At 56.8% G+C, this 13,787-nt stretch carries 14 protein-coding genes and 2 other RNA genes; 14 read left to right on the forward strand and 2 right to left on the reverse strand.

All coding sequences use genetic code 11. The annotated features are described in order from the left end of the window. Nucleotides 1-211 precede the first annotated feature (211 nt). From ompA to AVS7_RS23595, 12 genes are all read left to right on the forward strand, one after another. A complete protein-coding gene (gene ompA, locus AVS7_RS08530; RefSeq protein ID WP_020228024.1) occupies nt 212-874 on the forward strand; it encodes an outer membrane protein OmpA in 663 nt (220 codons plus the stop codon). Nucleotides 875-950: 76 nt separating this feature from the next. Beyond that, a complete protein-coding gene (ubiG, locus tag AVS7_RS08535) occupies nt 951-1,664 on the forward strand; it encodes a bifunctional 2-polyprenyl-6-hydroxyphenol methylase/3-demethylubiquinol 3-O-methyltransferase UbiG (protein ID WP_020228025.1) in 714 nt (237 codons plus the stop codon). Next, nucleotides 1,661-2,338, forward strand: a complete 678-nt coding sequence (locus AVS7_RS08540) for an HAD family hydrolase (RefSeq protein ID WP_020228026.1) — start codon at nt 1,661-1,663, stop codon at nt 2,336-2,338. The genes ubiG and AVS7_RS08540 overlap by 4 nt, the downstream gene beginning before the upstream one ends. A 20-nt stretch (nt 2,339-2,358) precedes the next feature. Further along, nucleotides 2,359-2,707: a transfer-messenger RNA gene (gene ssrA / locus AVS7_RS23580) on the forward strand. A gap of 135 nt (nt 2,708-2,842) precedes the next feature. After that, complete coding sequence (locus AVS7_RS08545) at nt 2,843-4,315, forward strand: site-specific integrase (protein ID WP_020228027.1); 1,473 nt, start codon at nt 2,843-2,845, stop codon at nt 4,313-4,315. Continuing rightward, nucleotides 4,312-6,555, forward strand: a complete 2,244-nt coding sequence (locus AVS7_RS08550; protein WP_024001181.1) for a hypothetical protein — start codon at nt 4,312-4,314, stop codon at nt 6,553-6,555. Before AVS7_RS08545 ends, AVS7_RS08550 begins: the two co-directional genes overlap by 4 nt. A gap of 120 nt (nt 6,556-6,675) precedes the next feature. Continuing rightward, a complete protein-coding gene (locus tag AVS7_RS25110; protein WP_020228029.1) occupies nt 6,676-7,284 on the forward strand; it encodes a hypothetical protein in 609 nt (202 codons plus the stop codon). Continuing rightward, on the forward strand, nt 7,200-8,195 hold the full coding sequence (locus AVS7_RS08555) for a BREX system Lon protease-like protein BrxL (RefSeq protein ID WP_234449986.1): 996 nt from the start codon (nt 7,200-7,202) through the stop codon (nt 8,193-8,195). The genes AVS7_RS25110 and AVS7_RS08555 overlap by 85 nt, the downstream gene beginning before the upstream one ends. Before the next feature lie 37 nt (nt 8,196-8,232). Beyond that, nucleotides 8,233-8,400: a hypothetical protein gene (locus AVS7_RS24715; RefSeq protein WP_159402781.1), complete on the forward strand. Its 168-nt coding sequence runs from the start codon at nt 8,233-8,235 to the stop codon at nt 8,398-8,400. A 137-nt stretch (nt 8,401-8,537) separates the two neighbouring features. Next, a complete protein-coding gene (locus tag AVS7_RS25430) occupies nt 8,538-8,771 on the forward strand; it encodes a helix-turn-helix domain-containing protein (protein ID WP_369799094.1) in 234 nt (77 codons plus the stop codon). A 108-nt stretch (nt 8,772-8,879) separates the two neighbouring features. Next, nucleotides 8,880-9,252: a transfer-messenger RNA gene (ssrA, locus tag AVS7_RS23590) on the forward strand. Between the two features lie 411 nt (nt 9,253-9,663). Next, the gene (locus AVS7_RS23595; protein WP_020228032.1) at nt 9,664-10,878 is read left to right on the forward strand and encodes an integrase arm-type DNA-binding domain-containing protein; all 1,215 of its coding nucleotides are present in this window, start codon (nt 9,664-9,666) and stop codon (nt 10,876-10,878) included. Nucleotides 10,879-11,088: 210 nt separating this feature from the next. Here the strand turns inward: AVS7_RS23595 and AVS7_RS24325 are convergent, their stop codons facing one another. Next, nucleotides 11,089-11,580, reverse strand: a complete 492-nt coding sequence (locus tag AVS7_RS24325; RefSeq protein WP_024001186.1) for a hypothetical protein — start codon at nt 11,578-11,580, stop codon at nt 11,089-11,091. 13 nt (nt 11,581-11,593) lie between these two features. Further along, nucleotides 11,594-12,022: a hypothetical protein gene (locus tag AVS7_RS25115; protein WP_024001187.1), complete on the reverse strand. Its 429-nt coding sequence runs from the start codon at nt 12,020-12,022 to the stop codon at nt 11,594-11,596. A 586-nt stretch (nt 12,023-12,608) separates the two neighbouring features. On the opposite strand from AVS7_RS25115, the gene AVS7_RS23600 reads away from it, so the two are divergent. Next, nucleotides 12,609-12,791 carry an AlpA family transcriptional regulator gene (locus AVS7_RS23600; protein ID WP_034690361.1) on the forward strand — a complete coding sequence of 61 codons (183 nt, stop codon included), beginning with the start codon at nt 12,609-12,611 and terminating at the stop codon, nt 12,789-12,791. Nucleotides 12,792-13,018: 227 nt separating this feature from the next. Next, on the forward strand, nt 13,019-13,681 hold the full coding sequence (locus tag AVS7_RS08560) for an inovirus Gp2 family protein (protein ID WP_020228033.1): 663 nt from the start codon (nt 13,019-13,021) through the stop codon (nt 13,679-13,681). Nucleotides 13,682-13,787 lie beyond the last annotated feature (106 nt).

The raw sequence follows: 13,787 nt of genomic DNA on the forward strand, positions 1-13,787 counted from the left end.
GCGGCGGGAAAAGTCCATTTTAGGTGCAAGACTGTGTCGCGGCAGAGCAACATAACCCCTGGATTGCGCTTTCGTCCTACGGTTCTGGCCCGGCCAAAGCCGCCTTTGCGTTGTTACGTATGGCACAATCAAATCAACGTTTTTGGTGATGGTCACTGACGACGTCCATGATTCGCAGCGCGGCTGCGGCTTTTTCCCCAAGAGGAGAACCATGAAGAAACTGAACAAAGTGGCGATGTTGTTGGCCTCTGCCGTGATTGCAACCTCGGCTGGCGCCCAAGTGAAGGCCGCAGACGGTGGCAAGGTCATCGACAACTGGCAGAACGGTTCCGGCGAACTGGTCTGGAAGAACGGTACCAACGAACTGTGCTGGCGCGATGCCAACTGGACGCCTGCTACCGCTGCCGAAGGCTGCGATGGCGCTCTGGTGAAGGCCGCCCCCGCTCCCGCCGCTGCACCTGCTCCGGCTCCCGCCGCTGCACCTGCTCCGGCTCCCAAGCCGGCTGCTCCGGCTGTGGCAAGCAAGGTGACCTACGCCGCCGACGCTTTCTTCGACTTCGACAAGTCCGTGCTGAAGCCCGAAGGCAAGGCCAAGCTGGACGATCTGGTCTCCAAGATCCAAGGCATCAACCTGGAAGTCATCATTGCCGTGGGCCACACCGACTCCATCGGCACTGACGCCTACAACCAGAAGCTGTCGGTGCGCCGCGCCGAAGCCGTGAAGGCCTACCTGGTCTCCAAGGGCATCGAGAAGAACCGCGTCTACACCGAAGGCAAGGGCGAGAAGCAGCCCGTGGCCGACAACAAGACCAAGGAAGGTCGCGCCAAGAACCGCCGCGTGGAAATCGAAGTAGTGGGCACCCGCTCCCACTAATCTTCTCCACGATCGAAGAAAGCCCCGGAAACGGGGCTTTTTTTATGGCCCGAAGCCTCCATGGGACAATGAACGCATGAATGAATCCGTGAATGCCGACCCGGCCGAACTGGCCAAGTTTTCGGAGCTGGCGCACCGCTGGTGGGACCCGGACAGCGAGTTTCGCCCCCTGCACCAGATCAATCCTCTGCGCCTGGACTGGATCGACCAGCTGGCGCCCCTGGATGGACGCAAGGTGCTCGATGTGGGATGCGGCGGCGGGATTCTGGCCGACTCCATGGCGCGCAAGGGCGCGGAGGTGACGGGGATCGATTTGGCCTCCAAGGCGCTGCGCGTGGCACGCCTGCACGCGCTGGAGGCGCAAACGCCCCGCATTCAGTACCGCGAAATCAGCGCGGAAGCACTGGCGCAGGAGGCGCCCGCGTCCTTCGACATCGTGACCTGCATGGAAATGCTGGAGCATGTGCCGGATCCGCATTCCGTGGTAGCCGCCTGCGCGCAACTGGTCAAGCCCGGCGGCTGGGTGTTCTTCTCCACCATCAACCGCAACGCCAAGGCATTCGCATTGGCGATCGTGGGAGCGGAATACGTGCTCAGGATGTTGCCGCGCGGCACGCACGAATATGCCAAGCTGATCCGCCCGAGCGAGCTGGCCGCTGCCTGCCGCGCTGCGGACCTGGATGTGGTGCAGACGCGCGGCATGCAGCACAATCCGTTCACGGGACGGTACTGGCTCAGCAGCGACACCAGCGTGAACTACCTGTTCGCCACACGGCGTCCCGCCGCATGAGTGCCTTCGCATCGGCGGGTATCCGCGCCGTGCTGTTCGACCTGGACGGCACGCTGATCGACAGTGCGCCGGACCTCGGCTCTGCCGCGGACCAGTTGCGCGTCCACCGCGGGCTGCCTTCGCTGCCGCTGGACGCCTATCGCTCCATGGCCGGGGCGGGGGCGCGGGGCATGCTGGCGGTAGCGTTCGGCATCACCCCTGAACACCCGGACTTTCCCGCCTTGAGAGAAGAGTTCTTCACCAACTACGAGCGCTGCATCCACGACCGCACCTATGCGTTCGAGGGGGTGCCGGAACTGGTGGAGGCACTGGGCCGCAATACGCTGCAGTGGGGGATCGTCACGAACAAGGCGACACGCTTCACTTCGCTCATTGCGCAGCGGATGGCGTTGTTCGGCACTGCGGGCGCTGTCGTGAGCGGAGACACGACCCCGCACTCCAAGCCCCATCCCGCCCCCTTGCTGGAGGCCGCTGCACGGCTGGGCGTGGCGCCGCAGCACTGCATTTACGTGGGCGACGATGAGCGCGACATCGTGGCCGGGCGCGCGGCCGGCATGGGCACGGTCGCAGCAATGTACGGCTACCTGGGCGCTCACGGCGCCCCGCAGGGCTGGGGAGCGGATGCGATGGTCGAATCTCCGCTCGAGGTCTTGAAACTGCTGGGACTGGACTAAAATAGATGCCATGGGGCTGTCCCGGTTTCGACGTGGGTTCGGAATCGGCGTGGTGCATGTCGAGCTTGAGTGACGCTCGTAAATCTCCATTCACTAAAGTAACTGCAAACGACGAACGTTTCGCACTCGCCGCTTAAATACCGGTGAGCCTTGCAACAGCACGCTGATGGGCTGGGCAAGGGGGCCGCAAGGCCTCCCGGCTGCAAGGGAATTCACATCAGCTGGTGGCATGCCGGGTACCTTGGCATGGCACGAGATTCAAGGGTGCTGGCATTCCGCATAGCGTGCGTCTGCGCGATGGGGGATGCGAGATTCAAAACAGAACGCTAAACATGTAGATCTGCCCGAAGAAGGCTTGCGGACGCGGGTTCTTATCTCAGGACTTCGAAGCGAGCACCTTTACTCCCCTCCAATTGAGCTACCCCTTCCTATTACAACGCCGCTCTAAGAGTGGCGTTGTTGCTTGTGCGTCTTTATGGGTTAGAGTAAACATGCAGAAGGGGCATGTTTATGGCGCTGGTCCATGTTCGGAAGGAAGAGGTCAACGTGCACGGCCGCCAGAGCTGGCTGCTCCGTGACCCCGCCGGCGTTCCCATTTCCGTCTTCTCGGAGTTCTGCCACAAGCTTCGAGGCCTCCAGTACGACACGCTGCGCAGATACACCACGGTGGTCGCGCGGTTCATCGACTACCTCTACGAAGTGAAGGTGCTTGGTGCGGTGCCGGTCACTCGGGCCGTGGTCAACGACGCCATCGACTACTACTTGGAACTGCTGCGCAGCGGTGAAGGAATTTCTCTCGCCGTTGGCGTTCGTGAGAGGTCCCGCTACAGCGAGGGAGATGAGGCGCGAGAGACGGCCTTGAGGGGTGTCGCGCGCCGCTTGGGCATCGAGCCCTTGGCCTCGGCAAGCTGGGATAACACTATCGCGGCGCTGAACCACTTCCTTCGGCTCTGCGCTTTGCTAGAGCGCGAAGCCAAGGAGATGGCCATCCTTCGCGGCGGCATCGACCGAACTGTCATCAACGACGCCGAGTGGGACTACCGGCCGTTGCTCGAGGCGGTCGACGGCAGCTCCGCCTTCAGCCCGGAGGAGGTCCAGCATCTCAAGCAATCCACGATGCTCGGCGGCGTCATCCGGTTCCGCAGCGGCGAGCTGATGCGTCCCAAAGGGCTGCGTAAGAGCGTCCGGCAGCAGCGGCAAATCGACGTGGACTGGCTGGACTTTCCGCTCGAGCACTTTCCCGCTCTGATGACGGCTGTGGCCTGCTGGCGAGACCGAGCCCTGTGGTCCCTGCTACTTGCGAGCGGCATCCGGCGCTCGGAAGCCCTGAACCTTCAGTGGTGCGACATCGACTTCGCAAATCGACAGGTCTACGTGCTCGACCCCGAGCTTCTCCGCTACGGGCGTGAGATGCCGCAGGCTGAGCGGGACCTTCGTTTCAAGGGGCGCACTGTGTCGCGGACGTACCTGTTTTTGCCGTATCGCAACTGGTTCTTCGAGTACCTGGCTCGGTACCGCAAAGAGGAGTACAGACTGCCTCAGGACGGCAACGACTTCGTCTTCCAGTACCTCATCAGGCCCCACCACGGCAGGCCGCTAGTCGAGGCGTCCGACGAGACGTTGAACTCGGCCTTCAAGTCAGCGGTGCAACGTGCCCGAATCCCGGGGCCGGTTGTCGCCAGGAGCCACATCTGGACGGCACACTCGTTGCGGCATGCCTACGGAGTTTACATGCTCAACGACTACGCCGTGCCAGACCAGCACACGCCTGGGCTGACCCTGGCGGAGGTGCAGCAGCTGATGGGCCACAAGGACGTTAACTCCACTCGCAAGTATGCGCGGGAGCGCACGAGTCGCTTGCAGGAGAAGCTCCGGTCGCATGACCGGCTGTACATCCAGGGCGACAAGTCACCCCCGTGTTTGGCTCAGCCTACTGCGACGCTACCCCTCGGTACGGAGGGACTAACTTGCGAGTGAATCTGTCATCCAATCCTGTGGTACTTCAGCCCGGCGGGCTCGCACGCGGGCTTAGCGAGGCCTTCGCCAAAGTCGCTGCGCTGACTGGAATTGCAATCGCTCCACCGTTGCCTGAGGTGGTCGACGAGAGCTGCATACAGGCCGAACTGCAGAACCTGGTGGCGCTGTCCAGCATACAAGGACCAGCGCAATCAGCGGCCGCTGCTGCGCTCCTCTCTCTGGCCTTGGAGGGGCACGTGATGCTTCCAGCCGTCGGACCTTCGCTTTTTGCGATTGCGCCACCGGACTACGCGCTGGAATTGTCATCGTTCCTTCGTCAAGTCGACGACTGGGTCCGGGGCCAGAAGCCGAGGTGGTGGCCGAAGCGAAGCCACCTGCAACTGCTCCTGGCCACTGATTGTCGGCAGGCTGGTGGTTTCAGCATCCATGACTTTGCGCAGCTGCACGGTTGGCTCATGCATGAGCATTCGGTCGACAGCAAGTTCTCTCTCTCGGCGCCTGAGTACCTTCTCCTGCGAGGTCTTGAGATGGCGGACGCGGCAACGCTCGGCCGCGACCTTCGCCATGGGTACATCATCTGGCGCGCGTCGGACTCGGACAAGACGATGGGCTTCGAAGAGTTCATGGCCGACCCGAAGAACATGGCCGGCATGCGGATTCACGGCCATGAACGGGAACGCATTGAGCTGCAACACCACATCGAGCTTCGGCAGGCCAAGTACAACAAGCGCAAAGAAGCAGAGCGCGCCTCTCGCTCATACAGCCCTTACGTCGAGGGTCTTCACCGCATAGCTCGCTCGGATGCGGCTACTTCGCCTGAGGACTACTTCGCAGAGCTCCGGGGCGGGTCCAACGTGAAGGGGTTTCGTCCAGATGGTTGGTTGGACCAGCCAATCAACTATCCCGGACGACCGACAGTCGAGGTCGCCAAGCTCGGCGACAAGTGGTTCACCGCATTCCGAGCCTTCCTGGCGCACCGTCGGAAAGACTACGAGACCGACAAGCAGGTGAGGTCCGCGCTCGCCGTACTTGCGGACTACTTGCTGCTCTACCTTCCTTGGTGGATGGAACTTCATCCGCAAACAACGCTCGAGTACCCGTCGTCCCCCAAGCAGTTCCTGCGCTACTTCTACGTCGACCGCACGCGCTTCCAATCGGAGGAAGCGGCCGAACTGGCCAACCTGCCGAAGACACTCAACGAGCTGCTTCCGCTTCGCCGACCGACGCCAGGTTCAAGGAACACCACGCGGCTCACGTTGGAGCAGTTCTTCAACTTCGTTGTCACGTACTTCGAGGACAACGAAGCGTTCGTCAGCCGGGGAATGCAGAACCCCGTTCGGACCGACTTCGATAACGAGGTCGCTGGTCGCCGAACGAAGACCAACAAGGTCCCGTTCGCCGAGGACGTCTTCCCGTTCCTCGTCCACTACGGACAGGCGGTGGAGGCGTTCGGAGAGTTCTTGCAGCAGGAGGCCTACATCCGAAACTGCTTCAGGGAACTGCCCAATGGGCCCTCTGACGGCTACAAGACTTCCGAGTGGGGCTACGTCCCCCTCTTCTGGTACCGCGGAAGGTTGTACAACCTGGACTGGTTGCCGAACATCTTCTTGATTTCGAAGCGGACGCTGCAATCGAACCCCAAAGGGCAGTCCGGGCTGTACGTTCACGGGCAGCGCATCAACTCGGGCCCATCTCGAAACGTGACCCTGAACTTTCCGCACCTCACGGTGGTTCGATTGCTGGTGTCGATGGTCGAGACCGGCCTACGCGGGCAATCAGTCCAGTGGCTGGACCGCCGTTCCTTCGACCAGCTGGCTCCGCCGGTCTCGTCGCTGGCAGACCTGCACGGGAACCCCCAGGGGCAGAACTACCACGCCCTCTACATCAACACGGACAAGACTCACGACGAGTGGAGGAACCTCGCGTCGTGGCGGGTTCGACGGTCGCTGATTGCGGAGCGCTACTTTCAGGAATCCGTTGTCGACAGGTTTACCACGTCGACCAACCGGAGCTCGTCAAGAAGCAACTCGAGCTGGTCACGCGCAACCGCACCGAGAGCGAGTTCTTCCTGCAGCGAATCGCTGACTCGAACGCGTACCCGTCGCTGGAGTCCCAAGAGGTCCGGGCCAAGGCGCTGCGTTATACGCGGCTCATCTTGGCGCAGCAGGACCGCCTCAAAGAGGCGGCTTTCCTGGACGTTCCTCCGCACAGCGAAACCACGGTCTTTGCATCGCTCCTGAAGCCATTCATCGAGGCGAAGGGCCTGAGCATTCAAGACCTGAGCTCGGCGTTAGAGGATTTGTCTAGGTTGGCTGCACTGCCAGCCTCCTCGGCTACGCCGTTGCTGGCAGGAGTCTGAGATGGGAGTCCCCAAGGGAACCGACAATTTCAAGTCCTTCCGTGCAGCTAAGCAGGAAACGTCGGTCGCGCTCCTGCGTTCGGAGCTCGAGAGGGCCAAGCGTCGAAAGATGCCGTACCCGGACAAGGCGACCCTGGTGTCGGACATGTCTTCGAGAACCAAGATTCACCGGACGACGTTGGTGCGGAACCCGCTTTACCACCGGTTGCTGCTTGAATTCTTGGTTGGACAAGCCGGTGGCTCGACTTTCGTAGCCGATAAGGACGCTCCTCCGGAGCTTCTTCGCGCCAAGCTCATCGACGCGCAGATGGAAATCGGGTCGCTCAAAGAGCAGCTGGCGATGCGGGACCGAGCAGCCAGCGCAGCGGTGCTCAAGGTGGGGCGCAGCCCAATGCTATCCGAGTCGGACGCGCACTCCGCGTACGCAGACATCTTCTCCGCCAAGCTCATCGACGACCACGGTCGGGTGCAGGATGCCACCTGTTTGGACCACTGCCTCCAGAGATGCGGAATGACACCGCGTTCATGGACCGTATCCACTGCTTCTTGCCCGGCTGGGATGTTCCCAAACTCAGCCCTGGCCTGTTCACCTCCCATTTCGGGTTGGTGAGCGACTTCCTGTCGGAGTGTTTCACGCAGCTACGCAACCAGAGCCGCGTATCCGTACTGCAGGGTCGAGTGCGATGGGGCGGAGCCCTGTCGGGCCGCGACCTGAATGGGGTCAACAAGACAGTAAGTGGTCTTCTGAAGCTGCTTTACCCCGGCGCGGACATGACGGTCAGTGAGGAAGACCTGGAGTGGGCTGTTCGACTGGCGCTGGAAGTCCGGCGCCGGGTCAAAGAGCAACAAAAGCGCATTGGGGCTGCCGAGTTTCGCAATACCCATTTCAGCTACACGATAGGGTCTGAGGGCGTCGAAAAGTTCGTCAGCACCCCGGAACTGCAAAGCCAAGGGGGCATCAGTGAAGAACCCCTGGAGTGCGGCCAGATTTGGACCATGAGCCCTGGTGGCGAAGAGGAACACCCCGGCCTGTTCAGGCTTGAAGTAAATGAAGGACCAGGCGGTGGGGTGAAGGTTCTGAACAACCCGGTGCCTGCTGCTTTCAAAGAGTCCATCCGTTGCGCAGAGCAAAACCTTTATGCCCGTGCTCAGCAACTGGTTGGCGACAGGGACCCCAGGTCACATGAGTTCTCGGTGCAGCTCAGAGGCTTTGATGCTGCCAAGTCTGGAGCCAAGACGGGCGTCGCCGCCCTGATTGCGCTCTCAAGCGCCTTGCTGAAAAAGACGGTCCGAGGTGGCCTGGTTGTGGTGGGTGAAGTCACCCTTGGCGGCACCATCGAGCCCATACACAACGCGGTCACCATCGCTGAGATGGCGGTAGAGAAGGGGGCGAAAGCGCTCCTGTTGCCGGTTTCATGCCGTCGTCAACTCTTCGATTTGTCCGACGACATGGCTACCAAGCTCGACATCGAGTTCTATCAGGACGGCCGAGATGCATTGTTGAAAGCGTTGGCGGAATAGCTCGTGCCCGCACTGATGAACAGTCCACAGTCACGCCATGACGACTGACAGCCCGTGCCTATTGGCAATCGTTGAGGTAGACAAGTCAGAGCGGGTCTACTGCGCCCAACCCGGCTGCCATCACACCATCTACAAAGCTATCCACGTCGTCAAAGAGGCTGGGCAGCTGCTGGTGCTGGGTTCGACCTGTTTTGAAAAACGTTAGGGTTCTTGCGTGTTGATGGCAACCACTGCGGGTAGCTCAACGTTGAGGAATTTTAGTTCCTATTTTATAGATGCCGTTCGCACAAGATGTTGGCCATCGGTTCCTCAGCCAACATGCAACTTCAAGATGCCTTTGCAATGGTGCTCAGGCGGGCAAGACACGATGCAGGCCTTACACAGGCCGACCTCGCCCTGCGCACTGGACTGACTTCAAGGTACATCAGAAGCCTTGAAGCTGGGAAGGCCTGCCCATCTTTGGACGCAGTTTTTAGGTTTGCCCAAGCATTGGAACTGCAAGCATGCGACCTGGTAGCAAAGGTTGAGAACGAGATTGAACCAGCGGTTGCCGGCAAGGGTACGCCGCTCCGCTAAGCACCGTGACAGTCGCACTGCAGATGGAAGTTTGACTCTTCAACTTGGGCCCAGTCGTACGGGAACTTTGGGCGAGGCGCTATACTCCAACACTCGTCGAGCATCTATGGGGGTGAATTGGTTTCGACGTGGGTACGGACACGTATCAGGGCATGCCGAGGTTCTGTCACCTCGCTAAACCGCAGAAAAAAAGTAACTGCAAACGACGAACGTTTCGCACTCGCCGCTTAATTCGGTGAGCCTTGCAACAGTTGGCCGATAGGCTGGGCAAGGGGGCGTAAGCCTCCCGGCTGCAAGGGAATCTATATTGGCTGGTCTGCGCCCGGGTGCCTTGGGTGTGGACGAGATTCAAGGGCACTGGTCTGATGCGTAGCGTGTCGCTGTGCGACGCATCGGGCGAGACTCAAATCAGACGACTACGCATGTAGAACTGGACGAAGAAGGCTTGCGGACGCGGGTTCGAACCCCGCCACCTCCATACCCTTTTCCTAATCTAAAGCCCGCCACGTGCGGGCTTTAGTGTTTCTGGAGACCTCAAAGAATCTGTTGTATCTGAGGTTAGAATAAAAATGCACATTTGAGCGTATTATTGATTGAGTCGTCGACACTCACTCACAATGAGCAAAAACTTGCCAAAATCCTGAGATAAGGGTTCAATTCCGCCAGCTCCACCACTATAACGTCCAAGGGCGTTCACTGAAGTCCAGTGAACGCCCTTTTTCTTTGGAAAATCAACAAGTTACAGTGCATGGATGTCTAGGGTTGTCTAACCGCATCCAAGGCAACGTGGGGGAACAGGTGGGGGAACAAGGACGAAAAATCGTAAACTCTGGGTGCTTGTTCCCCCACTTCCCTATGAGGAAGGCCTCTTCTCTCCTAAAAACGTTCCCCCATGTTGACCGATGCACACTGTAAAAATGCCCGTTGTTCCCCCGATGCCAAGCGCGAGCGTTTGGCTGACTCTGGTGGCCTCTATTTGGAGGTAAGCCCCACGGGGTCTAAACGTTGGTTTTGGAAATACAGACTTGATGGCAAAGAAGGTCGGATGGCGTTGGGCAGCTACCCAACAGTCGGATTGACAGCTGCTCGCAAAGCACGTGATGTAGCGAAACTGCAGAAATCCACAGGGGTCGATCCGGTTCAAGCCCGTAAGGTTGAAAAGCTCAGGGCCAGCAACCCGACAGGGGATACCTTCAAGGCGGTCGCTCTAGAGTGGTTTGGGAAGCAGAAATCGCAATGGAGCGAAGGGCACGCTGAACGCTCTCTTCGACAGTTTGAGCGCGACTTGTTTCCCTGGTTGGGGGAGCGGAAGTTGGCTGCAATTGAACCTGTTGAACTGCTCGCCACGTTACGTAAGGTAGAAGAGCGAGGAGCTGTTGAGACTGCTGACCGGGGATTGATGCTGGCACGCCAGGTTTGGCGCTACGGCGTGGCCACTGGAAGGGTAGGGCGCGACATTACCGGAGACCTCAAAGGAGCCTTGTCTCCCTACAGAGGGAAGCACTTTGCTGCCATTACAGATCCGGTGAAGCTCGGTGAGCTTTTGCGGGCTATCTACGTTTATCGAGGCGGTCCTATCGTCAGGGCTGCCCTGCAACTCGCCCCTCTATTGTTTCAGCGACCGGGAGAACTGCGTGCGGCAGCTTGGACTGAGATCGATTTGGATGCGGCAATGTGGACCATTCCAGCAGTTCGTATGAAGCGCGGTAAGGACGGCAAGGAAAACGGTGCTCCTCATCTCGTTCCTCTATCCATTCAGGCGGTGGAAGTGCTGCGCGATCTGAAACGTTTGACTGGTCACGGGGAGCTGGTATTTCCTGGGGAGCGTAGCCATGCTCGTCCCATTTCGGAAAACTCGGTTCGCACGGCGTTAATTTCGATGGGATACACCTCTGAAATTCATACCTGGCACGGCTTTCGGGCGACGGCACGTACCATGTTGGCAGAGCGGCTAGATTGTGATCCCTTGGTAATCGAAGCGCAACTTGCTCATGCGGTTAAAGATGCAAATGGAAGAGCCTACAATAGAACTCAGTATTTAGAGCATCGTGTGCGAATGATGCAAAAATGGGCTGATTATTTAGATGTGCTACGTCAGGAAAAATAGATTAATTTTTTCTGAGTTCATTTTATTTAAAGCCTGTGCCGAAAAATTGATTTTGGCTTTCTAAATATTTTAACGGGGTTGTAATCTGAATTTTTTCGTATGCACGTTGAAATACAAGGCTCACGGGTGGGCTTCGGGGAAAATCAGAATTTCAATAATCTCCTTTTGTGTTAAGTTATTCCTGTGTTGTATTGGCGACATGGGCTGATTTTATTCGGTAGAACCACGTGGGCCCAGCAATAATAGCCTGCGACTGAGGCGTTCACGGATGTAGGTTTCCTTTTCCGCTTCGCCATTGATGATCAGCTCGATGATTTCTGTGCGAGTCAAGTGATGCTTTTTGGCAAGCCTATCTAGCTTTGATATCGTCTTCAGCGGAAGTACAAAGTTGCATTGCTTCTCATCTGTTGCCTTCTCCCTGCGCAGCCGCTGGTTCCAAATTTTTCTGGCGTCCTTGCTGTAAAGTTCCTTCGTGTCTCTTATAAACATCGGATGATCAAAAAAGATCAAGAGATCCTCGTGTGATTGGAATTTGTAATAATCATTGATTTCATTGGGTATTCTATTTTTTAGAAAACTCAAAAAACAATCCCTCTTTTTTTCTGCATCCACCCCTTCAAGCCATGAAAATAGTTTGTCTGATTCTATGTGCTTGTTCCATCCAAACTCCATTTCTTTGCAATACTGAATGGCTGTAATCATCTCGCGAAATGACTTAGTCAACCAGTAATCTACGAATGCAACGTTCCTCTCCCGATTTGATAGATGGTGAGGTATAGATGTGGGTAGTGTGTGAGTTACTGGAGACAGGTCGCTCCTTATTTTTTTTTGGTTGCGATGTTTTAAGTTTGGAAATGTAGTCGCGTATCCAAAAAAACTGTCTTTGATTGTCTTTAATCCAATTAATATGCTCCTGCGGCACTAGCTTTTTTGGCATGCTGTCATTTATGAAAACTCCTGTCTCGGGATTTTTATTAACAAACTCCTTTAGTGCTTTTTGGAGATCGTGAGCATTTGGATTCAAGTCTACTAGGGATGAATCTTCGTGAGCAGCTATCAGCCAAGCGACTGTTGCAACGCGGGACGGATCTTCGCCAGTAGAGCCAATTCTTAATGAGAACCTGTTAGGAATGTTAACTGCCATGCTGCAAAAATTTGTAGGCTGATAAAAGAATGAATCCAGATTGCTTCTAGAAGCAGTCTGGATGCATTCTAGAACAAAAGTTGTTGGTTTCTAGACGAAAAATGCTTGGTCTCTCGACACTGATTTCTTCAGTGCACAGATGGGGGCTATGTAGAGCATGGTCAACAACTCGTTGTCTAGAGCTGGGCAACGATTCTGAATCGATTGCTGTGGACGGTTTCCATGGTCCGCCGGCAGTCGACCCCATAGCTTCTGTCTCTCCAGTTGAAATTGGTGCGCGGCTTGAGGGTGATTGAACGAGGCCTCGATGTGCTGCCGAGGCCGTGTGCGAGAAGCTTGCCGTCGAGGTATGGCACCTATAAGCGACTCGGAAGAAGACTCCAGTGGCTACCACTGCAGATATCGCAAGTCTCCCAGAAATGCTAGCTTACGGGAAATTCAAGTGAAAGCTATTGGGCGAACGCTTGGCCGCGGTAGCGCACGGCTTCGCGGGATTGTTCAGGGACGATTAAGGCAATGAGCTGCAGGATGATTAAGAAATAAACAATCACGCATGCATTGGACAAACTACCAACGAGTGAATGCCATGCGTATCTTGCGACTACCTGCAGTGAGTGAATTGACGGGACTGCCACGGTCCACGTTGTATCTGTACATGAGTAAGGGTCTCTTCCCAAAGCCCATAAAGCTCGGCATCAAATCTGTCGGCTGGATTCAGGAGGAGGTGGATCAGTGGCTGCGTCAGAAAATGGAATCGCGGGCTTCTTAAGCCGAATCCCATTTTTCCAGAGCAGATTAGCCATTGGTTTTTATCAATAACCCCAGGGGTTGTCTATTTTGGTGTGCCGATGTTGCTGTTGTTTTGGACTGTTCTTGCCTCGGTATTGGTAGTATAGATAGATATAGAGCTATGGGAAAATCTATACCGGTAACACATCCAGGCACAGCACATACATCGGCAACCATTCAACCAAGGGGTACTTGTGTGAGGTGGACATGTTTTACAGTGATTTTGAGATAAACAAGAATCATCGCCTGTACAGTGATGAGGTGTACCAATCTCTGCCCGTGATGAATGGGCACTACCCCATGATTGAGGAGTATCTGCGGGCACTGCATGATGTGCTTGACAAGGCGATTCACCAGTATCGACGAGTTTTTGCCTTCAGGGTGGATTTGCACTTTCCTGCCGGAACCGGGGGGCGTCACGATGAGTTCTGCAACTCTGTCGTGTCCAGGTTCATCGAATCATTCAAGGCCAAGATTCGGCATAACCGTGCGGTGGCTTCCAAGACAGGCTCATGCGCTCATGGAACCAAGGTGCGTTATTTCTGGGTCAGGGAGGTAGGTGAATGCGGGAGGGTTCACTACCATGTCTTGTTCCTCCTGAATGGGGATGCTTTTAACTGGCTGGGCAACTACCAGTCATCGACAGTAAACATGGCCCATCGATTATGGGAGTCCTGGGCCAGTGCTTTGGGCGAAAGCGTGGAGAGGGCCAAGACCTTGGTGCACTTTCCGGAGAATCCTTCGTACATGATCCTGCGCGATGATCCCGAGTCATCTGCTGCGCTCTTTCATCGGGCCAGTTATCTGTGCAAGGCAAGGACGAAGCAGTATGGGGCGGGGCACCACGGGTATGGCGCAAGCAGGGGTTAATAGACGGACTCTGAAGAGAGACTGAGGTGCACTGTTCACAGTGCATTAATCGCCCAATGTCTCAAGAAGGAACTTTCTCCCATTGCCCTGTCAGCTCTGTTCACGG

It is taken from the genome of Acidovorax sp. MR-S7 (genome assembly GCF_000400995.2).
In the GTDB taxonomy this organism is placed as follows: domain Bacteria; phylum Pseudomonadota; class Gammaproteobacteria; order Burkholderiales; family Burkholderiaceae_C; genus MR-S7.